Annotated in this window: 25 protein-coding genes; 4 read left to right on the forward strand and 21 right to left on the reverse strand. The window is 59.1% G+C overall.

What is annotated here, in order from left to right:
- From HMPREF3098_RS11495 to HMPREF3098_RS03560, 3 genes are read right to left on the reverse strand one after another with little or no spacing between them, the layout of a single operon-like run.
- Nucleotides 1–165, reverse strand: a complete 165-nt coding sequence (locus HMPREF3098_RS11495) for a hypothetical protein (protein WP_168155981.1) — start codon at nucleotides 163–165, stop codon at nucleotides 1–3.
- A 23-nt stretch (nucleotides 166–188) separates the two neighbouring features.
- Nucleotides 189–887 carry a YceI family protein gene (locus tag HMPREF3098_RS03555; RefSeq protein ID WP_035112750.1) on the reverse strand — a complete coding sequence of 233 codons (699 nt, stop codon included), beginning with the start codon at nucleotides 885–887 and terminating at the stop codon, nucleotides 189–191.
- Between the two features lie 59 nt (nucleotides 888–946).
- Entirely contained in the window at nucleotides 947–1,357 is a 411-nt protein-coding gene (locus HMPREF3098_RS03560; RefSeq protein WP_083284040.1) for a hypothetical protein, read from the reverse strand.
- Nucleotides 1,358–1,467: 110 nt separating this feature from the next.
- Here HMPREF3098_RS03560 and HMPREF3098_RS03565 point away from each other — a divergent pair, with 110 nt between their 5' ends.
- A complete protein-coding gene (locus HMPREF3098_RS03565; RefSeq protein ID WP_035112746.1) occupies nucleotides 1,468–1,839 on the forward strand; it encodes an RNA polymerase-binding protein RbpA in 372 nt (123 codons plus the stop codon).
- Nucleotides 1,840–1,978: 139 nt separating this feature from the next.
- Here the strand turns inward: HMPREF3098_RS03565 and HMPREF3098_RS03570 are convergent, their stop codons facing one another.
- The 3 genes from HMPREF3098_RS03570 to HMPREF3098_RS03580 are packed head-to-tail and all read right to left on the reverse strand — an operon-like array spanning nucleotide 1,979 to nucleotide 4,972.
- Nucleotides 1,979–2,773 carry a polyprenol monophosphomannose synthase gene (locus tag HMPREF3098_RS03570; protein ID WP_035112744.1) on the reverse strand — a complete coding sequence of 265 codons (795 nt, stop codon included), beginning with the start codon at nucleotides 2,771–2,773 and terminating at the stop codon, nucleotides 1,979–1,981.
- 22 nt (nucleotides 2,774–2,795) lie between these two features.
- On the reverse strand, nucleotides 2,796–4,517 hold the full coding sequence (gene lnt / locus HMPREF3098_RS03575) for an apolipoprotein N-acyltransferase (protein ID WP_083284042.1): 1,722 nt from the start codon (nucleotides 4,515–4,517) through the stop codon (nucleotides 2,796–2,798).
- Entirely contained in the window at nucleotides 4,517–4,972 is a 456-nt protein-coding gene (locus HMPREF3098_RS03580) for an FxsA family protein (protein WP_070434027.1), read from the reverse strand. Before HMPREF3098_RS03580 ends, lnt begins: the two co-directional genes overlap by 1 nt.
- Before the next feature lie 407 nt (nucleotides 4,973–5,379).
- On the opposite strand from HMPREF3098_RS03580, the gene HMPREF3098_RS03585 reads away from it, so the two are divergent.
- Nucleotides 5,380–5,694 carry a hypothetical protein gene (locus HMPREF3098_RS03585; RefSeq protein WP_070434028.1) on the forward strand — a complete coding sequence of 105 codons (315 nt, stop codon included), beginning with the start codon at nucleotides 5,380–5,382 and terminating at the stop codon, nucleotides 5,692–5,694.
- Here HMPREF3098_RS03585 and HMPREF3098_RS03590 read toward each other — a convergent pair.
- From HMPREF3098_RS03590 to HMPREF3098_RS03640, 11 genes are all read right to left on the reverse strand, one after another.
- Nucleotides 5,691–6,431: an SDR family NAD(P)-dependent oxidoreductase gene (locus HMPREF3098_RS03590; protein ID WP_070434029.1), complete on the reverse strand. Its 741-nt coding sequence runs from the start codon at nucleotides 6,429–6,431 to the stop codon at nucleotides 5,691–5,693. The genes HMPREF3098_RS03585 and HMPREF3098_RS03590 overlap by 4 nt on opposite strands.
- Nucleotides 6,432–6,483: 52 nt before the next feature.
- Nucleotides 6,484–9,237 carry a DEAD/DEAH box helicase gene (locus HMPREF3098_RS03595; RefSeq protein WP_070434030.1) on the reverse strand — a complete coding sequence of 918 codons (2,754 nt, stop codon included), beginning with the start codon at nucleotides 9,235–9,237 and terminating at the stop codon, nucleotides 6,484–6,486.
- Nucleotides 9,224–10,366 (reverse strand): twin-arginine translocase subunit TatC, encoded by a 1,143-nt coding sequence (tatC, locus tag HMPREF3098_RS03600; protein ID WP_083284044.1) that lies wholly within the window; start codon nucleotides 10,364–10,366, stop codon nucleotides 9,224–9,226. Before tatC ends, HMPREF3098_RS03595 begins: the two co-directional genes overlap by 14 nt.
- Nucleotides 10,367–10,410: 44 nt before the next feature.
- Entirely contained in the window at nucleotides 10,411–10,713 is a 303-nt protein-coding gene (gene tatA / locus HMPREF3098_RS03605) for a Sec-independent protein translocase subunit TatA (protein ID WP_035112738.1), read from the reverse strand.
- A 179-nt stretch (nucleotides 10,714–10,892) separates the two neighbouring features.
- Complete coding sequence (locus HMPREF3098_RS03610; protein WP_070434032.1) at nucleotides 10,893–13,229, reverse strand: WYL domain-containing transcriptional regulator; 2,337 nt, start codon at nucleotides 13,227–13,229, stop codon at nucleotides 10,893–10,895.
- 72 nt (nucleotides 13,230–13,301) lie between these two features.
- Nucleotides 13,302–14,747, reverse strand: a complete 1,446-nt coding sequence (gene pafA / locus HMPREF3098_RS03615) for a Pup--protein ligase (RefSeq protein WP_035112736.1) — start codon at nucleotides 14,745–14,747, stop codon at nucleotides 13,302–13,304.
- Nucleotides 14,744–14,959: a ubiquitin-like protein Pup gene (locus HMPREF3098_RS03620; protein ID WP_035112734.1), complete on the reverse strand. Its 216-nt coding sequence runs from the start codon at nucleotides 14,957–14,959 to the stop codon at nucleotides 14,744–14,746. Before HMPREF3098_RS03620 ends, pafA begins: the two co-directional genes overlap by 4 nt.
- A gap of 166 nt (nucleotides 14,960–15,125) precedes the next feature.
- Nucleotides 15,126–16,772, reverse strand: coding sequence for a depupylase/deamidase Dop (gene dop, locus HMPREF3098_RS03625; RefSeq protein WP_035112732.1), 1,647 nt, complete (start codon nucleotides 16,770–16,772; stop codon nucleotides 15,126–15,128).
- Nucleotides 16,773–16,883: 111 nt separating this feature from the next.
- Nucleotides 16,884–18,470, reverse strand: coding sequence for a proteasome ATPase (gene arc, locus HMPREF3098_RS03630; RefSeq protein ID WP_035112729.1), 1,587 nt, complete (start codon nucleotides 18,468–18,470; stop codon nucleotides 16,884–16,886).
- 84 nt (nucleotides 18,471–18,554) lie between these two features.
- Entirely contained in the window at nucleotides 18,555–19,424 is an 870-nt protein-coding gene (locus HMPREF3098_RS03635; RefSeq protein WP_035112727.1) for a VOC family protein, read from the reverse strand.
- A gap of 160 nt (nucleotides 19,425–19,584) precedes the next feature.
- Nucleotides 19,585–20,418, reverse strand: a complete 834-nt coding sequence (locus HMPREF3098_RS03640; RefSeq protein WP_035112725.1) for a tRNA (adenine-N1)-methyltransferase — start codon at nucleotides 20,416–20,418, stop codon at nucleotides 19,585–19,587.
- Between the two features lie 196 nt (nucleotides 20,419–20,614).
- Here HMPREF3098_RS03640 and HMPREF3098_RS03645 point away from each other — a divergent pair, with 196 nt between their 5' ends.
- Both HMPREF3098_RS03645 and HMPREF3098_RS03650 read left to right on the forward strand, forming a co-directional pair.
- A complete protein-coding gene (locus tag HMPREF3098_RS03645) occupies nucleotides 20,615–21,292 on the forward strand; it encodes a YoaK family protein (protein ID WP_035112722.1) in 678 nt (225 codons plus the stop codon).
- A 218-nt stretch (nucleotides 21,293–21,510) separates the two neighbouring features.
- On the forward strand, nucleotides 21,511–22,365 hold the full coding sequence (locus HMPREF3098_RS03650; protein ID WP_035112720.1) for a RecB family exonuclease: 855 nt from the start codon (nucleotides 21,511–21,513) through the stop codon (nucleotides 22,363–22,365).
- Nucleotides 22,366–22,382: 17 nt separating this feature from the next.
- Here the strand turns inward: HMPREF3098_RS03650 and aspA are convergent, their stop codons facing one another.
- The 4 genes from aspA to HMPREF3098_RS03670 form a co-directional block, all read right to left on the reverse strand.
- Nucleotides 22,383–23,915 carry an aspartate ammonia-lyase gene (gene aspA / locus HMPREF3098_RS03655; RefSeq protein WP_141739653.1) on the reverse strand — a complete coding sequence of 511 codons (1,533 nt, stop codon included), beginning with the start codon at nucleotides 23,913–23,915 and terminating at the stop codon, nucleotides 22,383–22,385.
- A 483-nt stretch (nucleotides 23,916–24,398) separates the two neighbouring features.
- Entirely contained in the window at nucleotides 24,399–25,244 is an 846-nt protein-coding gene (hisG, locus tag HMPREF3098_RS03660) for an ATP phosphoribosyltransferase (RefSeq protein WP_035112719.1), read from the reverse strand.
- A 72-nt stretch (nucleotides 25,245–25,316) separates the two neighbouring features.
- Nucleotides 25,317–25,589 carry a phosphoribosyl-ATP diphosphatase gene (locus HMPREF3098_RS11645; RefSeq protein WP_035112717.1) on the reverse strand — a complete coding sequence of 91 codons (273 nt, stop codon included), beginning with the start codon at nucleotides 25,587–25,589 and terminating at the stop codon, nucleotides 25,317–25,319.
- A gap of 69 nt (nucleotides 25,590–25,658) precedes the next feature.
- Nucleotides 25,659–26,354, reverse strand: a complete 696-nt coding sequence (locus HMPREF3098_RS03670) for an HAD family hydrolase (RefSeq protein ID WP_235700621.1) — start codon at nucleotides 26,352–26,354, stop codon at nucleotides 25,659–25,661.
- Nucleotides 26,355–26,710: the final 356 nt, after the last annotated feature.

Below are 26,710 nucleotides of genomic sequence, written 5' to 3' on the forward strand. Positions count from 1 at the left end.
TTACTTCCTCGCCTTCGCAATTTGCCATGCTGTGAGGAGGAAAAACACCATGCACACTGCGGCAAACACCCAACCCAGCGGGTTCCCGCCGATACCGACAAACACCATGTACGCGCCGAAACCCACCAGCACAACTGCCCGCATAATGCGGGAGAGGTTCATCATTTCCGGTGACATTCTGCCTCCAATTACTTGCGCTGTTCGAAGACGAGCAGCAGGTCGATGGTGCCTTCTTCCGCGATCTTTGCGGCCACAAATTCGGGCGATTCCAATCCGAAGTCACTGCGGTGCACGGGGACATTGCCTGAGACAACGATGTTTTCCCCCGTGCGCAACACCTTGAGTGTAACTGGAACCTGTTTGGACACACCGTGCAACTTCAGATCGCCCGTCACCTGCACCTCGGCGGGCTTACCATCGTCGGGTACGTGCGAAATATCGACCGGTTTGGTTAGAGTGAAACTGGCCTCCGGGAACGCATCGGTTTCCAGGATGCGCCGGCGAACGTTGATATCGCGTTTTTCCACATCACTGGAAATCGCTGCGACCTTGACGGTTACTACGGCCTCCTCCAGTTTCCCGTCGGTCACGCGCATTTGCCCAGTCACGTTGTCGTCCTGAGCATTATCTGCACGTCCGGACGTGGTTTTGCGCTGTCCCGGCAGGATTTCGTTGAAGGTGTATCCCGCCTGTGTGCGGTTTGCGCCGGCCCCCTTCGTCACTTGCCACGAGCCATCGGTTCCGACAGTCGCCGCCGGTCCGCCTTCCGAGATATCCGCGGTCTGCAACCCCCGGTTGGACAGCAGATTGTAAGCGATGGGCCCCACGGCCATCAGGGCGAACACGATGATTCCGATGACACCCAGTGTGATTATTCCCTTACGCATACCTCCTACCCTATCCCCCGGCCCACCGGCTACCAACTGGTGCCATTGCACCACGGTTGCTACTTCTCAGCGGGCCCTTCAGCGGGCCCTTCAGCGGGCCCTAGTGCGCGGATTCGCTCGATGCTTTGTGCTAACTGCAAGACTTCGTCGGCTAGCCCCCGGATTTCGTCGTGGCTAGCCTTTTCTTCGGCGGCGGTACGGACATCTTCGGCGGCGCACCGTAGTTGGTACATCAGATCTTTTAGGTTCGACGCCGCCTTGGGCCCCAACGTTACCGTGCCACTTGGGTGCTCATTCTCCGTCGCTGAGGCGGGGTGAGTGGTGAGGTTTCGGTGTTCGTAGGCGCGTTGACGACATGCTTGGCTGCAGTAGTGGCGGCGACGTCCGCGGCTGGGTTGGTCAGTGATGGCTCGACCGCACCACTTGCAGTGGTGCGGGGAATTCGAGGAACGCGCAGAGATGCCAGCCATGGGAACAAATACTATCGGCTATCCGTTAAGCTTTATAGGTCGCGTTGCATAGTATTTTGTGCGGGGCGAAAAGAGTTTCACCAAATCTATTTATGGAGTGAGGTTTCAGGATGGCAGATCGGGTCCTGCGGGGCAGTCGTATGGGAGCGGTGTCGTATGAAACAGATCGTGATCACGATCTCGCACCGCGTCGTATCGCCCGTTACCAGACCGATAATGGCGAGGTTTACGAGGTTCCCTTCGCCGATGACGCTGAAATCCCTCAGGAATGGCAGTGCAAGAACGGCATGCTTGGCACGCTCATGGAGGGCGAAGGCCAGGAATCGAAGCCGGTCAAGCCACCACGCACCCACTGGGACATGCTGTGCGAGCGTCGCAGTATGGAAGAGTTGGACGTGCTGTTGGAAGAACGCATTGAGTTGCTGCGAAAGCGTCGGCGTCAAGCAGTCAAGCTGATGAAGGAACAAGAAGCGCAACGTTAATGTAGTGCATCGTTCGAATACAACAAGCCCGGGTAAGGAAGAAGGTTTCCTCACCCGGGCTCTTTGCGTACCCGTACTATCGCCGTAGCCACAGTCGCAACGGCCGCCGTGGCCCCCCGAGACTAGTTGAACAGCGGGATTAGTTGAACATGTTGCGAACGGTACCGGAACCGATGCGCCAGAACTCGGAAGAGAAGTTCTTGATCTGATCCGCGCGGTGTGCAAGCCCCCATTTGGTTACTTGCACCAAGGCCTCACCCACAATGTTGCCACTCATCTTGGAATCGCCGATTTCGCGCTCCGTGAATGTAATGGGAACTTCGCGTACGTCGAAGCCCGCCTCGATCGCGCGCCATGCCAGGTCGACCTGGAAAACGTAGCCGGCTGAATCGACGGCGTCTAGGTCAATGGCCTCCAGTACCTCGCGACGGTAGGCACGGTAACCACCGGTGATATCGGACAGCCCGGCCCCCAGAGCGAGCGAAGCGTAGATGTTGCCTGCACGAGATAGGATCTGGCGACTAGCTGGCCAGTTCACGGTTTTGCCACCCTTAACGTAACGGGAACCCAGGACCAGCTCCGCGCCGGCATCAATGCGATCCAGCAGCAGGTGAAGCAGCTCAGGTGCGTGAGAACCGTCGGCGTCCATCTCGCACAGCACTTCGTAACCGTTGTCGAGGCCCCAGCGGAAACCGGCGATGTAAGCACCGCCCAACCCGCCCTTGCCCTGGCGGTGTAGGACATGAATGCGGGAATCCTTGGCTGCCATCTCATCGGCAATGTCGCCGGTGCCGTCTGGGCTGGCATCGTCAACCACGAGTACGTCCACGCGCTCCGGCTCCGCCTTGAATAGGCGATCGACGATCAACGGCAGGTTCTCGCGCTCGTTGAACGTCGGAATGATGACCAGCGTTTTATCGCTGAGCTTGGCCATAGTGTGGAAACCTCTCTAGGTGTTAGTGGTTTATGGTTTTGCGGTTGCTATTTTCGCGGTGTCCGGGGTCGTTGATGTGAGACCGCCGACCATGAGATCGCGCAACAACAATTAATGCTAGAGCAGCGAGCGTGCCAATGCTGGCAATGACCCACTCGACCCAAGGACCTACCCGTGCGGACGGAGTTAGTGTATCCCGTAAGGGAACATCGGCCTGCAAAACGTCACGGGTGAATATGTTGCTGCGTTGCACCACATTTCCGTTCGGCTCCACAATAGCCGAAACTCCGGAGGTCGCAGCCACTACCACCGCGCGGTCGTACTCCATGGCGCGCATTCGGCTCATCGCCAGCTGTTGGTACGTCATTTCGGTAAAACCGAATGTGGCGTTGTTCGTGGGGCTGGTCAGTAACTGCGCTCCCCCGCGCACCGCAGAACGGAAAGCACCGTCGAAGCTCACCTCGTAACAGGTTGCCACTCCGACAGGGATAGTTGTTCCCGCTTTTTTACCTGCTTGGCTTGTCATGTGGACGACGCCATTGTCATTCCCCGGTTGAAGATTTCCAGCTTGGTCGACTAGGGGGCTGACCTTGCGCAGCAGGTCGCGCAACGGCATATATTCCCCGAATGGCTGTAGGTACTTCTTGACGTGGCTTTCCCCTGCGCCGTGCTCGTCGAACACCACCATGGTGTTGTGCTCGGGGCTGACAGTTCCAACCAGCATCGGGGCTTTCACTGCGGATTGGGAGTTCGTGATGACGGCGCGGGCATCGGCGTTGAGGAAAGGATTGATGTCTGAAGCGTTCTCGGGCCAGAACACCACGTCGGGTTGGGCAGCTTGGCCCGTCGAAACGCTGTGGACCAACTCATCCGTTGCCTTCGCATGGTTATCCAACACCGCCCGGCGCTGCGCGTTGAAGTCCAACCCCAGGCGAGGCACGTTCCCCTGGATGGCGGCGACGTTGACCAGCGTGGCGTCGTCGATAGAAGAAACTGATGAGCCCGACGAAGGGTGAGCTAGCTGCATGCCACCGCCGACCAGAATGATCACCGCGACGAGTACAGCCGACCATGCCGGACGGGCGGACGTCACGGGCGCGGCGGCAGTAACCACCCGGAGCGTGCGCCAGCGTGTGGCCAGGCGCGCCAGTGCCCACCCGATGAGGACCGATAGCAACCCGCCGGTGAAAACGACGGTGAAGGAAACTAGGGCTGGGCCACCTAGCGAGATCAAGGAGGCGAACGGACCGTCAACCTGACCCCACGCTAGGCGACCCCAAGGGAAACCACCGAAGGGCCAGTTCGACCGTAGGAATTCTGTCGCGATGAACCACGCAGCAATGAGGGCAAAGCGGAAAGGGAAAACGGCAAGTACGCGTTGGCGGGTGGCGAGCAGGCCCTTGAGGCCCACACCGAACAATAAGGAATACAGCGACTGCACCAGCGCGAGCGCAATCCACGCGGTCGCGCCAACGAATTCCCCCACCCAGGGCAGCAAGAGGGCATAGAGAACAAGACCCTGGACCCACGCCAGCACGATGCTGCGCTGTTGACTGACTGAGAAGAAGAACAGCGCCATTCCCAGTGGGGCCGCCCACCACAAGCCGGTGGGTTGGAACGAGGCGAAGAGCATGACCCCACTGAAAGCGGCCCCAAGAAAGCGAAGTAGGTCAGTGGTCCACGAGCGGACGGATTTGCCGAGGCGGGCAGGCTTAATGGGGCGGGAGATTGCGCGAGTGGACATCAACGCTTGAATTCGTCGTCGCGGTGGTCAATGACTTCACCCCAGCCGGGAACGTTCTTCGATTGTGGTGCGCCGAAACCGGAGACCGTCACGAACGACGAGCCGCCGAAGTTCTGCAGTGCACGCTGGGCTCGAACGGAGATGATGCGCCTGACCAGTGCGCGCGTGGGCGGCAGCAACAACAGCAATCCCAAGAGGCTAGAGACCAAACCGGGCAGGGCCACGAATACGGCCCCCACGCACGATAGAGCCGCATCGTCCGTCAGCGCGCCAGGGCGGTCGGTTCGCTGCGCTACCCGAGTAGCCAGAGAGCGCATCTGCCACATCGCCACGGCGATTCCCAGGATGAACAAGCCGAGGACAATCAATAAAGCCCAGCCGAACCCAACGGCCCAGCCCAGGGCGAGGAATGCTACGAGTTCAATCAGAAGGTAACCCAGTAGGAACTGAGGCATGAGGGAAGGACACTCTCCTAAGCGCCGGCGATAGCGCGGTTGGTGTGGATGGGCGGGGATACGCGCACGTGGCGCGCTATATCCCTAGATATTGTACTGAGCGGGGTGCATGTGCCTGGGTGAAGGACGTCATATACAGGACCGCCGCCTCTTATCTCTAAATATTGTACTGAGCGGGGTGCATGTGCCGGTGGATCGACACCGGATTGGGTCGGTGCTGCTTGGCTGCTGCCTGGATCACGCGGGTTCACGCCGGGTTTGGGCGATAGCAGCACGAGGGCTAAGCTGGCGATGTTACAATTGCGTAACGATTATATCTCTGCAGTGACCTGCGCTGAGCTACCGCCATTGTTGCACGGCGCCAGCATCACAGCTTCTACTGCGTCAAGCAAAGGATGACCCAACACATGAAGATGCGCCGAACTACTCTTGTCGTAGGCCTGGCCTCCGCCCTTACCATGAGCACCCTTCCAGCTGCTCAAGCGCAGAATACGGATCAGCTGTCCTCTGCGGTGGAGTCCAAGTTGAGCAGCGGTTCGAGTGAGGCAGATAAGGACAAGTTCACCAGCAGCGATTCCCTGCAGTCGTCCGAAACCGGCAATAAGACTTGGGACGAGATGCACCCCATGCTGAAGGTTCTCGTTGGCATCTTAGGGGCCACGGCGATCGTGACCGCTTTCGGTATGCTGCGCACGATCTTTTACAACTTGTTCCGCATCTAACGTGGCGCGCGGCGCCAGATAGCTCGAGGTACTGCCGGCATAATGGCCGCCAGTGCCTTGAGCTTTCGTGGTATCCACACATCCCACTGGGAACTATCGGCTATTGCATCCACGGTCGCCTGCGCAACTACATCCGGAGTGGAAGACATCGGTGCGGGATCCATTCCTTCAGTCATACGCCCGATCACGAACCCAGGCCGCACGACCAGCAGGCGTACCCCGGTGCCCCGCAGTGCATCCTGCATGCCTTGACAAAAACCGTCCAGGCCCGCCTTTGCAGAACCGTAGACGTAATTGGGTCGGCGAACGCGCGCACCCGCAATGGAGGAGTACGCCACTATGGTTCCGCTCCCCCGCTTTTTCATGCGAGACGACAGCTCCGTCAGTAAAACTGCCTGCGCGGTGAAATCCGTGTGAATAATCTTTTCCACTTCGTCGGAATCCTCTTCCGCGCGATGCTGGTCGCCGAGCACACCAAACATTGCGAGGGCAACGTCAATCGCACCAGTGGATTCGATTGCTTCTAGGAGCACACCGTGGCTTGGGCAGTCCGTGGCGTCGAAGAACAAAGTATCCACACCTGTTGCGCCGGCCTGTCGCACCTTAGCTGCCAGCCGTTCGAGAGCCTCCACCCGCCGGCCGGCGAGCACCATGTGGTTCCCCGAGGCCAGCCGGAGGGCGATCTCTCCGCCGATCTCGCTGGTTGCGCCAAAAATAGCTACTTTCTGCCCTTGCATGGGCTGTTGTTTGGGCCTCAAGGTGTGCTCCTGACTCTGGGTTGGATAGGGTTTATACCTCTAGGGCGACGACGCCCCGCTGCATCGCGGCCACTGCCTTCCGGGAGGCGGATTTAACCTCCGCGGAATAGCCCGTCTGGCGGATCTGATCTAACAGGTCGATGACACGCCGACACCACCGCACGAAGTCGCCAGGTGTAAGGATCGCGCCAGCCGCTTCAGCCGCTTGCAAGCAGTATTCCAGTGGTGCGCCGGCCGTCCACTGGTGCACCGCCGTCGCAAAGCCGAGTTCGGGTTGGCGGGTCAGTGGCACGTTGTGGCGCTGTTCGTCCGACGCCAACTCGTTGTAGATGCGCAGCGTGTGCTTTACGGCATCCTCGAGATCGTCGGTGGGAAGTGCCGCATCCCCGGAGGTTTCCTTACGGTTTTCGAATACGCACGTGCTGGCAACAGCGGCGAGTTCAGCCGGGTCCAAATTGTCCCAGATGCCGCGGCGTAGGCACTGCGCGATGAGAAGATCGGATTCGTGGTGCACGCGGGCCAAGCGTTCGCCTTCGAGGGTGATCGTGGCGTCGGTTATGTCAGGGCCAGCCTCACCCCTAGTGAGTTCCACGTAGTCCATTTCTTCCAACAGTGACAAAATGCGGTTGAACTGGGAGGATAGGCTTTCGCGGTCGGGTGTTGCCTCCTCTTGCTCGAATGCTAAGCGGCGTTGGGCCTTAATGTACAGCTCCGCGGCGCGATTCATTTCCTCGCGACCCTCCCACGCATGCACCGGGTGGGAGTGGACACGCCGGCGCAGCTCCGTCGCATGGGCGGAACCACCTCGGGCTTTGGCTTTGAGCTTGGCAGGTTTATCGAAGTGCATGCGACGCAGATTGGCGGCCACTGACCGGGCTAACCGCTTTGGGGCACGTTCCACTCCCTTGTGGAGCTTCATGTGGCCGATGTGAATGGGCGTGTTGCCGAACGTTTCCGCGGATACGCGCTCTACCCAGCCGTCTTCTGTGATGATCGTCGGGTTGGGATTGTGATGGCGGTGGTCGCTGCGGGCCACGACGGCGGTCATGGGATTGCGGCCGGTAGGCAGGGCGAGCACGTCGCCGACGGTGAGGTTGGCCAACAGCTTGGCGGTTTCCTTGTTGCGCTCCATTCCGGCATCGCGCTTGGCGCGGCGTTCCTCTTGACTGAGTTCCCGGCGCAGGCGCGCATAATCCACCACCGTAGAGGTATCGGTGTCAAGATCCTCTTCAAAACGCGCGGCCTTGCGACGGAAGTCGCTAATGACGTCGCGTAATGCCTTTTCCGCCTCGGCTAACTGCCGGCGGCGACGCTCTACGGCCTCGGCGGCTTCCACGATCGTGCCATCGGCCTGGTATTGCGCGAATGAACGCTGCAGCAGGCGGTGGGATTCCTCCAAACCCTTGGTGTTGATGAGGTTGACCGCCATGTTGTAGCCGGGGCGGAATGTCGAATCCAGAGGATACGTTCGGGTGGAAGCCAGATCGGCGACCGCGTGCGGGTCGATACCCTGTGCCCACAGCACCACCGCGTTGCCCTTGGTGTCGATGCCACGGCGGCCCGCACGACCGGTCAACTGGGTATATTGACCTGGTGTGAGGTCCACGTGGGCTTCACCGTTGAACTTAATCAGCTTCTCCAACACCACCGACCGAGCTGGCATGTTGATGCCCAAGGCCAAAGTCTCAGTGGCGAAGCACACCTTCAGGAGCCCGCGCTCGAAAAGGTCCTCAATGATGTGGCGAAATGCTGGCAGCATGCCTGCATGGTGGGCGGCGAACCCGCGGGAGACTGCCCGCCGCCATTGGCGGAAGCCCAGAACATTGAGGTCTTCTTGGGTCAGGCCTTTCACTCCCTCATCGATGGTCTCGAGGATCTCAGCGCGCTGGGCAGCTGTCGTGAACTCCACCTTGTCGGCCAACAACTGCTTCACCGCGGCATCACAGCCCACGCGGGAGAATATGAAGTAAATCGCTGGCAACATGTTGGCCGCATCCAAGTGCAGCGCCACATCTGAACGCTTAGGCCCGCGACGCTTTCCAGATTCCTCCGCCTTCGCGGCGGCCGCAACGACGGCACGGTTAACTGCTGTCCCTTGATTCATGGCAGCGGAGTGTTGTCGGGATTGCTCCGATTGGAACAGTGGCATAATCTGCCGTCCGACCATCATGAACTGAGACAGCGGGATGGGGCGGTGTTCGGTGAGGACAATGTCCGTGTGGCCACGTACCGTGGATAGCCAGCCACCGAATTCTTCCACGTTGGATACGGTTGCGGAGAGGGAAACCAAGATCACGCTGGGATCCAGGTTCAGGATCGCCTCCTCCCACACGGGGCCGCGGGATTTATCGGCGAGGAAGTGAACCTCGTCCATGACCACGTGGGTAAGCGTGCGTAACCTATCGGATCCCTGATAAATCATGTTGCGCAGCACTTCGGTTGTCATCACGACGATAGGCGCATCGCCGTTAATGGTGACATCACCGGTCAGCAGTCCCACATTGTCCTCGCCGTACTGGTCCGTGAGGTCGTGGAACTTTTGATTGCTCAGGGCTTTGATTGGCGTGGTGTAAAAACAGGTGCCTTGGTTGTGAAACGCCGTGAATACCGCGAACTCACCGACCACCGTTTTACCGGCGCCGGTGGGTGCAGCTACGAGCACTCCCCTCCCTGCGGCGATGGCATTGGACGCCTCCAGCTGGAAAGGGTCAAGGGGGAAATCGTATCGGTCCTGAAAACGCTGAACCTCGGGGTGAAGTTCCGAGGGAACCTTAGAGGACGTCATCGAAGGCTGAGCCTCCTGAGAGATTGAGATCATTCCTTCCGGTGGGTTGTGGTTGCTGAATGGGCCGAGCAGCGCTGCTACTACGCGGCGCCGGTGTGGCCTCTACCGCGTGGTAATCGGCAATGGGAGCGGGTGCATCGATAGAGGAAGAAACCGGAGCCCCAGCAGCACTATCGACTGGGCTGGCCCCTCCGATGGACGCGGCCTCATCATCGGGCACATTCATCCATTCCGCGTTGCCACGTGCCTTGCGCTTATCGTGGATACGTGCAATCTGGGTTGCAATCTCCATCATCAACGTCAGTGCCAAGGACAACAGCACCATCGAGACAGGATCCTGACCTGGGGTGACGAATGCGGCGAAAACAAACATGAACAATATCACGTAGCGTCGCTTCTCCTTGAGCTGTTGGTAGCTCAAAACACCCGCGAAGTTCAGCAACACCGTCAGTAGCGGCACTTCGAAGCTCACGCCGAACACGAGGATCAGCGTGAAGATGAAGTGGAAGTAATCCGAACCCCGCAGCGCGGCAACCTGGGTGCCGTCACCGATGGTAAGCAGGAAGTCAAAGGCATACGCGAGGACGAAGTACGCCAGGACTGCACCCAAGACGAACAGCAGACCCGCACTCAAACCGACGGTCAGGGTCCAGCGTTTTTCATTTTTCTTCAAACCCGGGGTGATGTACCCCCAAATCTGGGCCAGCCAGAATGGAGAGGTAAATACGGCTCCGGCCAAGGCTCCGACCTTCAGTCGCAGAATAAACATTTCCAGTGGGGCCGTAGCCAGTAGGCGACAATCCCCTGATGCCGAACCGAAGCGTTGTTCCGGAGGCAGAGAACAATAGGGTCGCTTCAGCAGTTCACCCAAGCTGGGAATGGGGCCAACCCCATTGCCGTACCAGAGGTAACCAACGACGGCACCAGCCCCGATGATCAGCAATGACACTACTAACCGGCGCCGGAGCTCGTTGATGTGCTCCACAATCGTCATGTCTCCCGTGGGTGACTTCTTACGACGAATTCTGGGAGCTTTGACCGTCCGTCGAGAGTTCACCCGGTGGGATTGCTCCGTCAAAGGACTGTCGGGGCTGGAGCTACCCGGTCTGAGGCTACTGGAGGTAGTCATGATAGGCCGTCAGCCAACCTTCTTTCCTGGTGGAGACTGCTTTCTTAAGGCTGTTGTGGGTGGTTGGGATCAACCGGCTGAGCCATGCCCTGTGGCTTGGGCTGTGCCTGCTGGTTCATCTGCAGGCGAGCAGCGGACTGCTCTGGAGTTTCACCAGTAACCGGCTGCTGTGGGTCCTGCGCAGCGATTCCTTTGCGCTGGTTGCTTTCGGTCTTCATCTCGTCCATCTCGGACTTGAAGATACGCATCGACCGTCCCAAACCACGTGCGGCGTTCGGCAAGCGCGTTGCTCCGAATAGTAGAAGAACGACGAGCAGGATCAGAAGCCACTCTGTTGGACCTGGCATGGGTGGTTACCTCGCATTCGAAATTTTCATGCTTTACGTGCACCTTTGGTGCATCACGCAAGAATCTGGAAAACAATGAGTTGTCACAGTCACCCTAGCACTCTCCGTGGGGAGTCCCGGGCAACAACCGGGTTGGAGCCCGGCATGTTAGCTAGCAGGCCGGGCGCGGGCGGAGCGGTTTAGTCCGTGTAGTTGGCCAACCCGCGGCGCGCCCGGCTGCGAACCCTAGCGACCAATTCTAACGGCTGTATGCACCGTACGCTCGGCGTGTACGCAATGAGAAATCTCTCAATCCAAGCCCCGGTGTCCGGCATCATCACAAGGATCTCTCCCCCGTTGGACTCCACATCGTCATCGATGACCCACATTTGTTGGTACTCCAACATCCACCGCGCCGATTCATCGATGGCCACGCGTGCCCACGGGGTCGATTCGCTCCAGCCGAACGGGTTGGCCGTATCGATGCGGGGCTGCACCCGCTTGCCCGCCGAGCCCTCTTCTCCAACTTCACGCACGTTCATCCGGCTGAGTGCATAGCGCCGCTGCCCCGGCTTGGCTTCATCAGTTTCGCGGGCCCATAGGTATGTCTCGCCGTCCACTACTCCCAAGTGATCCGGCAGCAAGGTGCGGGTGGTACGCGAATCTGAGGATAAAGAGGTGTACTCCACCGTCACCGTGCACCGGTGCCGAATGGCCTCTGTCAAACGCAGGTGAATATGCGGTTGTTCTTTCACCTTTTCTTGGTCGACGCCCTGCTGCTTGCCGAACTCGCTGACCTTTGGGTCCTGCTCATCTGCTGTGTGAGGTGGGTGCGTGGGGGCGTCGGAATGAATAGAAGAACCGACGGCCAAGCCAGCAATGGTAGCGATCAAGCCATCGACAACGTCCGCGTCGGTGGGGTCGATGACGTCGCGGATGGCGTCGAGGCTCACGCGAATTGTGGCCGTTTCGGCAGAGGTCAAGCGGATGGGCGAATCGATGCCTGCGGAGAACTGGATGGTGGCGCCAGTTTTGTGGAACTCAACTTCGATGAGCGAGCCCGGCAGGTAACCGGGGAGTCCGCAGAATTCGAGTTGCTTCAGTTCGTGTTTGATCTGGGGGACGGAGGTGCCGAGATCGCGTGCAGCCGCCATGAAGCTTCCGCCGGGGTGGTTAGCGAACCACGCGAGGAGATCCACGCAGCGGACGAATTGTTCACCGTAGGTATGTGGTTCCAACGCGTGGGATGGTTCGGACGGGGTGGCATCTGGCACCGCGAGGTCGTCGTCAGCAGCTGGAGCGGGATCGGTGGCGTTGGGTGTGGCATTGGGCGTGGCGGAATCAGCGACAGCGGTCTTTCCTGTGTGCTCCTCATCACCGCTGGCCAAGGCCACAATGTTTTGAACCTCCGCGGCTACATCGGATGGTTCAATGATCACGACATCGGTGGCGTAGGCCGCAGCGGTGCGCACTAACCATTGCCGCTGCACGCCGCGGATCATCGATACCGTGGATGCGTTGGACGCCGTACCTTCGGTGGTATCGCATCTATCCCGCAACTCCCACGCGCCAGGACCCCGGAACTCTAGCTTCGCATCGATGAGTTCCCCCGCTCGCGACAACCCGCGCCGAACCAGTGCATGGTTGCCCACTCCCCCGGGAGCCTGGTGCTCGACGAACTGTGGCAGTGCTTCTACCCCACCCAGCCGCGCTAGCCGGAATGTTCGCTGGCCCTGCTTGTCTGGATCGAAACCCGTGACATAGGTTCGTCCGCCAATTGTGGCGAATGCCCAGGGATCCAGCTGACGGCGCATTGGCTCGACTAGAGGGGCTGGGTAGTAGTCGAACTCAATGCGCAGGCCCCGATCCAGTGCTCGGAATAGGGCTTGTAGTGAGGCCTGATCCAAGTCGATGTGATCCGGCACGTTGGTGACTACTGCCTGCGAATCCAATGCAGCAACACCGGCACTAGCCAGCTTGCGGAAGGCCGTACGGGCAACCGCTTGTTGTTCGTGTCCGTGGGCCCACTGGGCTGCGGTGGCTAGGATTTCTTTTTCCTGCGCACTGAATTCCACACGGGGCATAAAGGCGGCGGCCGCTTCAAGGGTCCAGCCTTTGGCCATGTCCTTAGCGGTGCCGAATTCGCTGTCGATGGTGCTTTCAACCAATCGAATGCCGGCCACGTCGGCCAAAGTCGCCCGGTCGCGGTCGAATTGGCGCTTGACCGAGGCCGGGTCGGCTGTTGTGCTGTAGCCGTCGACATTGGTGCGGATCCATTCAAACGACCGTGGCGTGTTGGACCGTGCTAGCGCAATTACTAGGTTCATCAGTCGCGCGGTGCCTTCTCGCCACGTCACGTCCACGGGCGTGTTGCCCCGCCGTCCCCGTCTGGGGATGGGGGTGTGAAGGAGTGGTTGGGCGGACTCGACGGGTAGGGCTGGCTTCTGGGCGCCACCCTGGCGTTGGGCGTTGCCCTCCGGTTGGGTCTGGCCCTGTGGTTGGGTCTGGCCCAGCTCCGATGAGGAATCGCTAGTCACAGTGCGCTCTTTCAATCACTCTGCAATGGTCAAGGGGTTTACGGTCACGGGACAGTGATTACGCGTCAGCGATTATGCGTTGCCGGCAAGATCCGGCAAGGAGCCCAGCATCGCGTTGACATCCTCGTTGGTGTTTGCGAAAGGATCGGGCAGCACAACCTCCTGGGCGTGCTCGCCGTTGATCTTCAACCGCATCCAGTCCACGGTGTGTGGCACGTCGTACCGGCGAACGGCCTTGAGGAATTGCCCACGGATGGCCGCTCGCGTGGTGGCGGGAGCCAAAGTCCGTGCGCGCTCGATCTCGGCGGGATCTACCAAAGTGTTGGCCATGCCGCGTTTGACCAGCACATTGAATATACCTCGGTCAGGGTGAATATCGTGATACGTCAGATCGATCTGCGCCAGCCTCGGATCCGTAATATTCAGTCCACCGCGCTCTGCCATGCGGTCCAGCAAGGTCTTCTTAATCACCCAGTCAATATCGCGAGATACAGGCGTGAAGTTGCCCGTCTCAAAGCATTCCAAGACCTTGCCCCACAGTTCGACTATGGGCCGCATCTGCTCGTTCGGCGTTCCGCGCCAACCTTCGTCGCTGTAGTCGGGTTCTGGTCGTTTGGTTAACCATTCCGACGCCGCCTCGTGCAGCGCCCGCTGAATGTCCAAGGGGGAAGCCGTGGCCCCCGAACGCAGCTTCACGGGTTCGGTGCCGGTGAAATCCCGCGCGATCTCTCGAATGGAGCGGATCTCATTGGCAATCTCAAAATCGGGCAGCTTCTCCCCTGCCTCAATCATTTCCAACACCAGCAACGTCGTACCCACCTTGAGCGCGGTGGTGATCTCCGACATGTTGGAATCCCCCACAATCACGTGCAGGCGGCGGTATTTCCCGCTGTCGGCATGGGGTTCATCGCGGGTGTTGATGATGGGGCGCGAGCGGGTGGTGGCGCTACTAACGCCTTCCCACACATGGTCTGCCCGCTGGCTCATGGTGTACCCCGCGGGGAAATTCTCGTTTGGGGCACCCTTAGTGGGGATAGAGATCTTTCCTGCGCCACAGATCAATTGGCGGGTCACCAGGAACGGCAACAGCTGCGCCCCCAGGGCCTTCAGGGGAATATCGCGGCTCACCAGGTAATTCTCGTGGCAGCCGTAGGAGTTTCCCATGGAGTCTGTGTTGTTCTTCAATAGGTACACGCGACCACCAACCCCCCGCTCGGCCAACACGGTCTCTGCCTTCTCAGCTAAGTCGTGAACCGTAACGTCACCAGCCCGGTCGTAGGCAATCAGCTGATGTAAGCTATCGCACTCTGCTGTGGCGATTTCCGGGTGCGCGCCCACGTCTAAATACAAGCGGGAGCCGTTGGACGTATAGATATTGGAGGATCGGAATTCCTCCACGATCGGCGCAAATAGTTGGCGGGAGATTTCATCGGGGCCTAGGCGCCGAGCTGAGTCCATGACGTTCGTGATGCCATACTCAGTCTCCACACCCATGATGCGGCGAACAAGTGCGGTCACTGTCCACCCTTTTGCACGTAGGAACGTACGAACTCTTCGGCGTTGTTTTCCAACAGCCCATCGATCTCATCAAGCAGATCGTCAGTGCCACTGACCTGGACGTTCTCTAATCCGCCACCAGTCATTACATCATCGTTTACATCGTGATCATCGCGGCCACCCCCGCCGCTGACTTGGCTGGAACCACCTGCGGAACCTGGACCATGCGCCATAATAATTTCCCTTTCTCGTTGCCGGGGCACCCTATTTCCAGTATCCGGCCGGGCCACCGGGGCAACTGATTGGACTGTGTCGTTCGTTGGGGCCAAGCCCCGAGAACTGTGGATGGTCTCTACTGTAGCGACCTCCCAGTTCCCTTTGGTCTAAACCCTTGGAGCTCTACCCCACTCCACCAACGCGATCCGGATACCGCGCTTGCAACGCGGCAACCACTTCGGCAATGTTGTGTGCTGTATCTTCGCCGCTCAGTAGGTTTTTTACCTCGACGCCCCCACGGTCAACCGATTGCATCACCCGTTGGCTGTAACACGGGAACATGCCTTCGGTTTCTGGGGCGGTGAAGATCCTCGGATCATCCAAAACCACACGGGTGGCTTGGCGGCCGTCACTGGGTGTATCCAGGACAAGGCTGTCCCAGTTGGCCGCTAGTACATCCGAGGAATAGTTGGCTACGAGGTGCCCGCGCAGCCACGCCCGTGTATCCGCCGGAGGGCAGGTGACGGCATGGTCGATTGCCTCAGCTGGAACCAGCGTGCGCATGCGACCGCGTTTAACTAAAGCGTGGTACAAGCCGCGATCGGGATCAATGTCGGTGTATTGCAGATCGACGAGCGCCAAACGGGGATCACCCCACTCCAGACCACGTGCGCGGTACCCATTGATGAGCGCCAGCTTCGCCGTCCAATCCAACCGATCGGAGGTGCTCAGTGGGTCGCTATCTAATGCATCCAGAATGGTTTCCCAAAGGTCCAATACCTGGCGATCATCTTCGGCTGCAGGGCCATCCAGCAAACCGTGGGGATTCAAGCCGTCAATGATTCGGCGACGAATCTCGCGTTGCGTTTCAATCGCGGTGCGCTGCACATTGCCGTAGAACTTCAGTGGCTCGGAGCATGTCAGATCGCGCGATACGCGCTGTACATCCGCCACCGGTTCCAACAGTCGGAGGTCGGAAAAATCCACGTTGTACTCCACAGCCTTAAGCACTAGAGCGGTGGTTCCGAACTTTAGGTAGGCGGCGGTTTCGGACATGTTGGCGTCGTTGATAATGACGTGCAAACGGCGCCACTTCTTGGCATCCGCGTGGGGTTCGTCGCGCGTGTTGACGATGCCGCGGTTCAGCGTGGTTTCTAGGCTGATGTCCGTCTCGATGTAATCGGCGCGCTGTGAGATCTGGAAACCCGGTTCTTCCCCGGTGGCCCCCAGGCCAACACGGCCGGCACCCGTGTAAACCTGTCTGGTGACGAAGTGTGGGATTAGTGCTTGCTGAACCTGCTCGATATCCACGCTGCGGGGATACAGGTAGTTTTCGTGGCTACCGTAGGAAGCCCCTTTGCCGTCGACATTGTTTTTATAGATCTTCAGCTGTGGCTGGTCCGCGACTTGGCCACTGGCTTGCGCAGCCTGGTGCATGATCACATCGCCGGCTTTATCCCAGACCACGCAATCCCACGCACTGGTTGTTTCGGGAGAGGAATACTCAGGGTGCGCGTGGTCCACGTAGAAGCGGGCACCGGAGGATGTAATGACGTTGGCGGCACCCAGCGCGTTCGGGTCCAACACGGGAGCTGCTCCCGATCGGTATCGGCGCAGGTCGAAGCCGCGGATATCGCGAAGTGGGGATTCATTTTCGTAGTCCCACCGCGTGCGCCTGTTGATGCCTTGGTTGCTGTTTTCTGCATAGGCCACCACGGCTTGGGTACTGGTGACTATGGGACTTACGTCGGGGGCATCGACGGCGACGATGCCGTATTCCGTTTCGCTGCCAATGATGTGCTGGCCAGAGCGAGTAAAGCGTACGGGCATTGGGGGATGCTCCTCAGGTGTGGGGGAACTGGTGATGGAACAGGTTGAGCGACGAGTGGGGTGCAACGCGGGCTGGAGCACCGTCCAGAAAAGCTGGCCCAGCGGCTGCCATTAAGCGACGGTGATATCCACAACGCGGCGGGAAGACACACCAAATATGCGCGCCCACTCTGCCGGGTTGGTGGTATCTGGTAGATCCTCATTGTGTGCAATTTCGGCCTCCACGGCGGCATCGACATGGTGGGCGGCCATACCGCCACCGGTGCCGTGGGGATTGCGCAGAACTTCCTTGATCGCGGCGGTTTTCGCCCGGTCGACGATGTTGGCCAGCATTGCGCCGGACACGAAATCTCCCCAATACAGATCACGGGAACCACCATCGGCGAAGTGGAGGGTGACGTACCGGTGCTGATCGCTGCGTTCGAACAGCTTTGAGGTGATACGTTCCCGCAAATACGCGGCGGCACCATTGGCGGAGCCGTGTTCGGCCACCAACTCGGCGTCAAAAGGAATGGCAGCCGTTAAGTGCTTGGACAGGATGTCAACAGCGGCGGCCTGATCGGGACGGGCGACTCGGATCTTGACGTCTAGGCGACCGGGGCGAAGAATCGCGGGGTCAATGAGCTCCTCGCGGTTGGAGGCGCCGATGACGATGACGTTTTCCACGCCCTCCACACCGTCAAGTTCCGCGAGTAACTGGGGCACCACCGTGGATTCCATGTCGCTGGACACGCCGGTGCCGCGGGTGCGGAACAGGGCTTCCATCTCGTCGAAGAAAACGATGACCGGGCGACCCGAGCTAGCTGCGCGCCGGGCTTGCTCGAATATCTGGCGGATCTGGCGTTCGGTCTCGCCGACGAACTTGTTCAACAGCTCCGGGCCCTTGACGTTGAGGAAATAGGAGGAATCCCCTTCGGTCATGTGCTGCGCCAATGAATTTGCGACGGCCTTGGCGATGAGGGTCTTGCCGTTACCCGGTGGGCCGTACAACAGCACTCCCTTTGGCGGGCGCAGGCCGTATTGCAAGTAGACCTCCGGGTGCAGGAAAGGCAGTTCCACGGCATCTTGGATTTGCTCGATCTGGGCGCTCAGACCACCGATATCCGAGTACTTCACATCCGGGACTTCTTCCAGCACCAAGCTGGATACTTCCTGGCGTGGGACCGCCTCGAAGGCCCAGCCGGCGCGCCGATCGACAATGACCGAGTCCCCGGTGGATACTTCGTCTGCGGCAATGTCGCGCGCCAAGGCACTCGCGGCCCTCACTACGCTTTCTTCCCCTACCTTATCGGCCACGATCAGACGATCGTCACCCACGATTTCTACGACCTGCGCAATGTCACCCGAGTCGTAGGCGCCTGTTGCTTCCACCACCACCTGGCCTTCCCCGAGGCGCACCATCACGCCCGGTTGTAAGGTGGCGCGGTTCACCAACGGGCTCACCGGCAACCGCATGCGGCGGTTAGCGGTAAAGACCTCGGCTGTGTGCCCCTGCGGGTTGAGCTGCAACAAAGTGCCATAGGTGCTCGGGGGCTCGGACATTTTTTCCAGCCGCCCATTCATTTCCTCCAGTTTGGCGCGGGAGGCGCGGAGCATATCGGCCAGCTTTTGGTTTCGCGCTCCGAGGGCGCGGTTGGCGATCTGCAATTCCCGCAGAGTCTCCGGCGGCTGGGACTGGTGGGACTGTGGCTCCGTCATTGTTCCAAGTCTAGCCAGTTGGTACTTCTTCTTGGCGAGGTGGGGAAGATTTACCTTGAGGAAACAGAAATCCGCCATGCGCCGCTAGTGCTCGATTGTCACCGCCGTGGCATCGGGGCCGGGACCGAAGTCTTCCTCGTGCAACGTGAATAACTCGCCCTCAACCCCGGCCATCACGCAGATCCCCAGCCCGGGCATCATCTCAATTGGCTCGACCACAACCGTGGCCCCCAGAGTCTTCGCCAACTCAACCGTCTGGGGCAGGTCCACCACACCAAACCACGGCAGCCATTGTGGCACGTCAGGGTTCGCATGCTCCCCCAGTCTCTGGTGGCCAGCAACCACTCCAGCCCAACTTTGGTCGTCCTTGGTCAACGTTTTATACCCAGGATCGGCATCATCTAACCCCATGTCACCGAGGTCGAAAATGCGTTCATAGAACTCCGCGGAGGTGGACACTTCGCTGGTGATCAATTCCGCCCATGTTACGGTCGCTGGGCCCGCAGGCGCTGGGGGCTGCGGTATCGATGCCTCGTTGAGGACCACAAACGCCCCACCCTTGGGGTCTCGGGCTTCCACGGCCACAAGCTTGGTCGGATCCTGCGTTACGGAATCCTGACACACCGTGGAGCCACCCGCGGCCAAAATTCGCTGCGCGGTAGCCCGAACATCGTTGGAAATGAAGCACACTGACCAGCGGGCGGGGGCGGCCCCCACGCTGGCTACCGGCGCCTGGGGTCCACTAGATAGGCTCGCGACGGGGCGTCGAGAAGAAAAGGCAACAAACCGCTGTTCTCCAGGAACGGAACCGGCAACGGTATCCCACTGCCAGCCGAAAAGCCGCGAATAGAATCCGCGAAACGCTTCGGCATCGTGCGGATGAGCGTGCACCCACCCGGGAACGCCAGTTGGGCGCACGCCCGGTACAACTGGCGAGGGCTCAGCGTGGTTCATAGCCACACAGTGTAGCCCTCGCGGGGGCACTGCGCTGGGCGAACAACGGGCGGTGAGGCGGACCAGCAGACGGTGCGGGATTGGCAGGCGATAAACACGCCCAGAAAACCGGGAAGGAGACCGGGTTTCGTAAAAGGGGAAACTGGACCCCGTTAAAGGATTAGCGTCGCGCGCGGCGCTGTGGACGTGGGGCCGTCACACCATCGGCTAAGCGACGAGCCAGAATCAAAAAGGCAGTGTGCGCGTTCATGCGGTGCTCCGGACGGGTGGCCAACCCCTCTACCTTCCATTCACGCACAAGGGATTCCCACGCCTTGGGCTCGGTGAAACAACCCGTTTCGCGAATGCCTTCCATGACTTTCATCAACTGCGGCACGGTCGCCACATACGTCATGAACACACCGCCGGGAATCAGGATGTCCTTGACCGTGTCCAGCATCTCCCACGGCTCCAACATGTCCAGCAGTACGCGGTCAACTTCCCCCACGTCGTCTTTGCGTACATCTTTGAGGTCACCTAGGCGCAGATCCCAGTTCTCCGGGTGCCCGCCCATGTATTCCGAGACGTTCTTCTCAGCGTATTCCAAATGATCCTCGCGGATTTCGTAGGAAATCACCTTGCCCGTGCTGCCCACGGCGCGCAGAAGCCACATGCTCATGGCGCCGGAACCAGCGCCGGCCTCCAGCACCGTTGCGCCGGGGAAAATATCGCCTTCCACGAGGATTTGTGCCGCATCCTTGGGGTAGATCACCGCAGCACCGCGTGGCATGGAAAGAACGTGGTCGACAAGCAAGTGCCGGAAGCACAGGTATTGGCCGCCAGCGGTGGAATCAACCACGGTGCCTTCATCTTGGCCGATGATGTCATCGTGCTTGATTTCGCCCTTATGGGTGAAGTAACTGGCCCCCTCTTCCAATGTAATCGTAAAGTGGCGCCGTTTGGCATCGGTGAGCTGGACGCGGTCACCGGCGGTAAACTTACCCGAGTAGGCCATGAACTGGGAATCCTCTCCTCAATTAAGTGTGCAGTGCATCAGTGCCCCCATTGGCGCAGTATCTGGTTGGGCGCGCGCATCGGTTTTATGAGAGCGGATAGCGCAATCCTACGACGGTCACGTGGCAAACTCTAAAGTGTGGACAGTGCCACTGGGGTGCTTGTGACGATGTGAGAAGTAAAGGAGAACGTGGCACATGTTGGCATACCGGCCCGGGGAACGATTGCTGGCCATGGTGTTTACCTTTGTGGCTGGGTTTCTGGACTCGGTGGGATTCATCTTTTTGGGCGGGGTCTTCTTGTCCTTCATGTCAGGCAACACCACTCGCTCGGCCACGGCCTTCGTCGATGGAAAGCCTCACCTGATGGGGTTGGCTGGTTCCTGCATCATTTTGTTCCTGGTTGGTGTGATGTTGGGGGCTTTGGTTCGACGCCTCGTCACCCGCTCCCGCGGCCTCACTTGGGCGCGGGAATATGTCCTGCTGCTGATCTGCGCGCTACTTGTGGTGGCATCGTCGTTAATTTTGTTGGACGCACAACGGTTCGGCATTGCCGTGGTATCCGTAGCCATTGGCGCTATGAACAGCATTTTTGAGAGGCGCGGAGAAGTCGCCATTCCGCTGACGTACATGACCGGGACACTGGTTAAGATGGGGCAGCGTTTTGTGGATGCCTTTTTTGACGGCAGCCATGTGGTGTGGTTGGCCCACTTGGTTTTGTGGACGAGCTTGTCGATTGGCGCGATTGCGGGCGCGTTGGCGTTTCGTTGGTTCGAGATCGGCGCGGTGCATTTCGTCACGGTGATCGTAGTGATTGCCACCATCGTGAATGCCCGAGTGCGCGCGATTCGCCGCGAGCGGGGTTTGCCGATTTAGCATCACCTAGGGTTTCACATGGCCCAGCGTTTAGCACTGCCTAGCGTGGAATATGGCCCAGCGTTCAGCACTACCTAGCGTGGAACATGGCCCAGCGTTCAGCATCACCTAGCGTGGAACATGGCCCAGCGTTCAGCACTGCCGAGCGTTGAATATGGCCCAGCGTTCAGCACTGCCGAGCGTGGAGCAGGTCCGGCTACTGCTTAGAATGGGATGTTGTGAATACTCCCGAGCCGACGAATACGCCCGAACACTCCCAGCGACGTTCCCACCTAGCGCTATCCCCCAGTCGCGCCTCTGACTACAAACAGTGCCCGCTGCTGTTTCGCCTGCGTGCGATTGATCGGTTGCCGGAGCCCAAGACTGTCGCACAGGTCAAAGGCACGCTGGTGCACGCGGTCCTCGAGGACCTGCACGGTTTGCCTCGTGGGGAGCGGACGTATCCGGCTGCGGTCAAGATGTTGAAGCCCAAGTGGCAACAGATGGTTGCTGATGATCCGGAACTGCTGGATCTGGTCCCTGAAGAGCAAACATACGATTACCTCATTGATTGTCGCAGCCTGGTTAAGGGATATTTCCACATGGAGAATCCGGAGGGGTTCGATGCGCACCAGTGCGAACAGTACGTCAATATGACGTTGCCCAACGGGGTTCCCGTGCGTGGCTTCATTGACCGTGTGGACGTTGCTCCCACCGGCGAGGTCCGAGTGGTGGATTACAAGACGGGCAAAAAGCCCCTGCCTCGTTATTCGGAGACGGCGAAGTTCCAGATGCTGTTTTATGCATTGGTGTGGTGGCGCATGACTGGGGACATTCCGGCACAGCTGCGATTGATGTACTTGAAAGTGGCCGATGACATGGTACTTAGCCCCAGTCCTGCGGAACTGCAATACTTCGAACGCGACCTCAACGTCTTGTGGCAGGCCATTACGCGTGATGTGGAAACGGGCGAGTTCCAACCGCGCCAAACTAAGTTGTGCGGTTGGTGCCACTTTCAAGACATCTGCCCAGAATTCGGAGGCACTCCCCCTGAGTACCCGCGCCAGCTAGCGCTGCAGCTCCTAGTCCGTTAGGAAACGGACGGCAGCTGTTACTTGTACAGCTTGCCCTGGAACTTCGGGTTCAGCAGGTTCTCGGCGCTGAGGACGTTTTCCAGGGTTTCTTCATCGAGCAAGCCCTTTTCCAGCACCAGCTCTCGTACGGATTTGCCGGTGGTAGCGGCTTCCTTACCGATGATGTCACCATTGTGGTGGCCGATCAGTGGGTTCAGGTAGGTCACAATACCAATGGAGTTATCCACGTAGCTGCGGCAGACGTCCTCATTGGCCGTGATACCCACCACGCACAGGGTACGCAGGGAATTGCAGGCGCGTGCCAGCAGTCGAACGGATTCGAACACGCACTGTGCGATGACAGGTTCCATCACGTTGAGCTGCAACTGGCCGGCTTCGGAGGCCATGGTAACGGTGGTGTCGTTACCGAAGACCTTGAAGCAGATCTGGTTAACAACCTCTGGGATAACCGGGTTCACCTTGGCCGGCATGATGGACGAGCCCGCTTGACGTGGAGGCAGGTTAATTTCGTTGAGGCCAGCGCGTGGGCCAGACGACAGTAAGCGCAGGTCGTTACAAATCTTAGATAGTTTCATCGCCACACGCTTAACGGCACCGTGGGCGTTGACGTACGCACCGCAGTCGCTGGTGGCTTCGATTAGGTCGCGTGCGGAGGAAATGTCTAGGTCGGTGACCTCGCCCAACGCACGGACCACGGCCTCGCGGTAGCCGGGAGGGGTGTTCACGCCCGTACCAATAGCGGTACCGCCCATGTTTACTTCGCGTAGGTGCTCCTGTGCTCGCAACAGCTGCAGCTGCTCTTCGGCGAGGTTGGCTGCAAAAGCGTGGAATTCCTGCCCCAAGCTCATAGGGACTGCGTCCTGCAGCTGGGTACGGCCCATCTTCAACACACGGGCAAACTCGCGACCCTTGTTGTCGAGGGCGCGCTGTACGGCGTCGAGGTGCTTAATTAGCTCGTCAAAAGCGAAGTGCAAACCTAGGCGGAAGCCCGTTGGGTATGCATCGTTGGTGGACTGTGACATGTTGACATCGTCGTTGGGGTTGATGATGTCGTAGCTGCCCTTGGGATGGCCCAAATGCTCCAGAGCGAGGTTGGCGATGACCTCGTTGGTGTTCATGTTCACACTGGTGCCGGCTCCACCCTGGAATACATCAATGGGGAATTGATCCATGCATCGGTGTTCAACGAGCACCTGGTCGCAAGCCCAGATGATGGCTTCTGCCTTTTCCTCCTGCAGAGCTCCGACTTCGCGGTTAGCTATGGCGGTGGCCTTCTTCACCATGACCATGCCGCGGATAAACTCCGGCAACATATTGATGGTGGTTCGGGAAATCTGGAAGTTGTCAACCGCACGCAGGGTGTGGATACCGTAGTACGCATCGGCCGGGATGTCCATTTTTCCCAGCAGGTCTTCCTCTACACGGAAGTTTTCGGCGGAGCGGGCCAGTTGGGAGTGTGTTTCAGCCTGGGTAATGATGTCCGTCGAGGTTACGACGCGACCCGATTCAGCGTCCGGAGCGGAAGCGGATGGGACAGGGGTGTCTGTCATGAAGGGAGTCCTTTTTATCTCGGTCGTCTAGGTGTTGTTAAAGATCGATCGTCGTCCACCATAACCATTTGTTCGGACCCCCATGGCTTGCCCAGATGCGGAACTTACGATCTTTCGGCGTAAAACCCGATTTGGTCTTGCCTTTTGTGGCGTTCGGGGTGGCTTTATTGGCACGCCTTTTTAGGGGTGGATGAATTATAGTTTTGCGCGATATCCACCCGTGCTCGCATTGAATTGTGTATAGGAATAAACCTTTGTTCTGACGGGTGAGGCCTGTCTATCCGCCAGCTCAGTGCGCGCGAGTTAGCCCGGTGCGTAGGACAATCACCCTAATGCACCACGACTACTCCAGTGCGCGACACCCACTCCAGTGCGCGACACTTTGTAGGGCCCGTTAAACCACGCGATGCTGTGGCGACACACTACTCCAATGTGCGACACACCACTCCGCTGCAGTGGCGATTAAGTACCACCCGCGGGGTGCTAGATACGCGCGATGCGAATGTCGGAGGCCAGGATTGCTTCCGCTCCTAGTGCAGACAACTCGTCCATCAAGGGGTTGGCATCTTTTCGTGGAACCATTGCGCGTACTGCAACCCAGTCCTGGTTGGCCAGCGGGGACACGGTGGGCGCGGATAAACCAGGGGTGACATCTGCAACTGCCTGCAACTTGTCGCGCGAAACGTTGTAATCCAGCATCACGTAGTTCTTGGCGTGCAAAATGCCCTCCATGCGGCGCAGTAACACTCGTTGCTCCTCCGTGACCTCTACCCCCTTGCGGCCCACGATGACGGCCTCTGAAACACACAGTGGATCGCCGAAAGGCTTCAAGCCCTGCAGCCGCAGGGTGCGACCGGTGGAAACGACGTCGGCAATGGCATCGGCGACTCCCAAGCGAATCGAGATTTCCACTGCCCCGTCCAAACGGATGACGTCGGCCTCAATCCCGCGGGCGGAGAGATCCTTGCGAACCAAGTTCGGGTAGCTGGTGGCGATGCGCGCACCCGCGAGCTTGTCGAGATCCCATTCCTCGTCGGCAGGTGCTGCGTAGCGGAAGGTGGAAGCGCCGAAGCCCAGACCCATGAGCTCCTCTACCTCTTCGCGCGTATCCGCGGCCAAGTCGCGCCCGGTAATGCCCATGTCCAAGTGGCCAGACGCAATGTAGATTGCGATGTCCTTGGGGCGCAGGAAGTAAAACTCCACCCGATTCTGTTCGTCCAAAACGGTCAACGCTTTAGAATCACCGCGGGTAGAGTACCCAGCTTCCTTGAGGATCTCGGTGGCGGCTTCGGACAACGAGCCTTTGTTGGGAACGGCAACACGGAGCATGTCGTCACACTTTCTTTATTCGATCGAGAGAAAACCCGGCTGAGCAGCGCCGAGATGGGCGAAGGGGTTGAGTTAGAGGAACTTGTAAATGTCTTCGGGCTGCAGGCCCCGTTGGATCATCACAACCTGCAGCCAGTAGATGAGCTGGGAGATCTCCTCCGATAACTCGTCATCCGATTGGTATTCAGCCGCCATCCACACTTCTGCGGCTTCTTCGACAATCTTCTTTCCCTGGAAATGCACACCCGCATCTAGGGCCTTGACAGTGCTCGAGCCCTCAGGGCGGTCGGCGGCGCGTTGTGCGAGTTCGGCAAACAGGGATTCGAATGTCTTCTTTTCGTTCACGTTCCCTATTGTTGCACGTCGGCGTACACACCGCGGGATGATCCCCCGCGTAATCCGGGAATCGCCATGTTAGCTCGCACCCGGGCGCGGGTAATTCGCATATAGCTGCTTGATTCGCTGCAGATCGAACAGCGCCAAGTCTTCCTCCCCATCGGTGAGTTCGCGTAAGAGTGGCACTTCGATGGGCGTGTCCATCTGAGGATCGGTGGGTACACCGACCACGCGACAACCGGCCGTCCAGGCGGCTGTCATACCCGCGCGTGAGTCCTCAAAAACTAGGCAATCCTCGGGTGCCACACCTAGTTTTTCGGCAGCAGTCAGGTAAATATCCGGAGCGGGTTTGCCCTGTGGCACTTCGTTCCCGCACAAGGTCAACACAAAGTAATGGCAGCCAATGGATTCTAACGCCACATCCGTCAGGTGCCGGGCAGTATTGGTGACCAGCGCCATGGGGATGTTCGCCGCCTTGGCTTCATCCAGTAAGGCGGGAACGCCTGGGCGAAACGGTAGCGAGGAATTCAGCAGCTCCCCCACGCGCTGAAACATCCACTGCACCCAGTGCTGCGTTTCACTCTCGTCGAGTTGTAGCCCTGCGTAATTCGCACAGATTCGTACAGTGTTTTCGGTGGTGCCACCTACCGTTAATTCCCGCACCTCAGGGGTGATTCGCCGCCCCATTACCTCGGACATCTCAAACGTCGCAATCCCCCATAGCGGTTCCGTATCTACGAGGGTGCCGTCCATATCCCACAAAATAGCCTTCATGATAATTCCCACCATAAACGACGCCCACCTGCTCAGCAGCCTAGCTTGTCCTTCGTTCCCGCGCTTTTCTCTTCCACCGGGGTAGGTGAGTCGTGCGGGGCAGCGAATTTGAGGGCTTCCCTACACTATGTTCCCGTGCGTTCGTCTTTCAACGGGATTGTAAGACTGCGCGATGTAGCTGGGTTGCGGAACAGAAACGCTGCCCCTCGTAGTCGTCCGGACAATGTGCAGCAGAACTCTGACAAAATGGCGCGTTTTTGTTGGACTTCTGCTGCACATTCGTTGTTCGGTGGGAGAATAACGGCAGCGTGGCGTGTTGGAGGAGGGTGTCAGATGGTTTGTGTGGGGGGTTCCAC

Origin of the sequence: Corynebacterium sp. HMSC28B08 (assembly GCF_001806865.1) — a bacterium.
In the GTDB taxonomy this organism is placed as follows: Bacteria; Actinomycetota; Actinomycetes; order Mycobacteriales; family Mycobacteriaceae; genus Corynebacterium; species Corynebacterium auriscanis.

Bases quoted from the DNA above. Each gene is read 5' to 3' on its own strand.
- HMPREF3098_RS11495 (WP_168155981.1), bottom strand. From the start codon at position 165: ATGATGAACCTCTCCCGCATTATGCGGGCAGTTGTGCTGGTGGGTTTC.
- HMPREF3098_RS03555 (WP_035112750.1), bottom strand. From the start codon at position 887: ATGCGTAAGGGAATAATCACACTGGGTGTCATCGGAATCATCGTGTTC.
- HMPREF3098_RS03560 (WP_083284040.1), bottom strand. From the start codon at position 1,357: ATGGCTGGCATCTCTGCGCGTTCCTCGAATTCCCCGCACCACTGCAAG.
- HMPREF3098_RS03565 (WP_035112746.1), top strand. From the start codon at position 1,468: ATGGCAGATCGGGTCCTGCGGGGCAGTCGTATGGGAGCGGTGTCGTAT.
- HMPREF3098_RS03570 (WP_035112744.1), bottom strand. From the start codon at position 2,773: ATGGCCAAGCTCAGCGATAAAACGCTGGTCATCATTCCGACGTTCAAC.
- lnt (WP_083284042.1), bottom strand. From the start codon at position 4,517: ATGTCCACTCGCGCAATCTCCCGCCCCATTAAGCCTGCCCGCCTCGGC.
- HMPREF3098_RS03580 (WP_070434027.1), bottom strand. From the start codon at position 4,972: ATGCCTCAGTTCCTACTGGGTTACCTTCTGATTGAACTCGTAGCATTC.
- HMPREF3098_RS03585 (WP_070434028.1), top strand. From the start codon at position 5,380: ATGAAGATGCGCCGAACTACTCTTGTCGTAGGCCTGGCCTCCGCCCTT.
- HMPREF3098_RS03590 (WP_070434029.1), bottom strand. From the start codon at position 6,431: ATGCAAGGGCAGAAAGTAGCTATTTTTGGCGCAACCAGCGAGATCGGC.
- HMPREF3098_RS03595 (WP_070434030.1), bottom strand. From the start codon at position 9,237: ATGACGTCCTCTAAGGTTCCCTCGGAACTTCACCCCGAGGTTCAGCGT.
- tatC (WP_083284044.1), bottom strand. From the start codon at position 10,366: ATGACTACCTCCAGTAGCCTCAGACCGGGTAGCTCCAGCCCCGACAGT.
- tatA (WP_035112738.1), bottom strand. From the start codon at position 10,713: ATGCCAGGTCCAACAGAGTGGCTTCTGATCCTGCTCGTCGTTCTTCTA.
- HMPREF3098_RS03620 (WP_035112734.1), bottom strand. From the start codon at position 14,959: ATGGCGCATGGTCCAGGTTCCGCAGGTGGTTCCAGCCAAGTCAGCGGC.
- dop (WP_035112732.1), bottom strand. From the start codon at position 16,772: ATGCCCGTACGCTTTACTCGCTCTGGCCAGCACATCATTGGCAGCGAA.
- arc (WP_035112729.1), bottom strand. From the start codon at position 18,470: ATGACGGAGCCACAGTCCCACCAGTCCCAGCCGCCGGAGACTCTGCGG.
- HMPREF3098_RS03635 (WP_035112727.1), bottom strand. From the start codon at position 19,424: ATGAACCACGCTGAGCCCTCGCCAGTTGTACCGGGCGTGCGCCCAACT.
- HMPREF3098_RS03640 (WP_035112725.1), bottom strand. From the start codon at position 20,418: ATGGCCTACTCGGGTAAGTTTACCGCCGGTGACCGCGTCCAGCTCACC.
- HMPREF3098_RS03645 (WP_035112722.1), top strand. From the start codon at position 20,615: ATGTTGGCATACCGGCCCGGGGAACGATTGCTGGCCATGGTGTTTACC.
- aspA (WP_141739653.1), bottom strand. From the start codon at position 23,915: ATGACAGACACCCCTGTCCCATCCGCTTCCGCTCCGGACGCTGAATCG.
- hisG (WP_035112719.1), bottom strand. From the start codon at position 25,244: ATGCTCCGTGTTGCCGTTCCCAACAAAGGCTCGTTGTCCGAAGCCGCC.
- HMPREF3098_RS03670 (WP_235700621.1), bottom strand. From the start codon at position 26,354: ATGAAGGCTATTTTGTGGGATATGGACGGCACCCTCGTAGATACGGAA.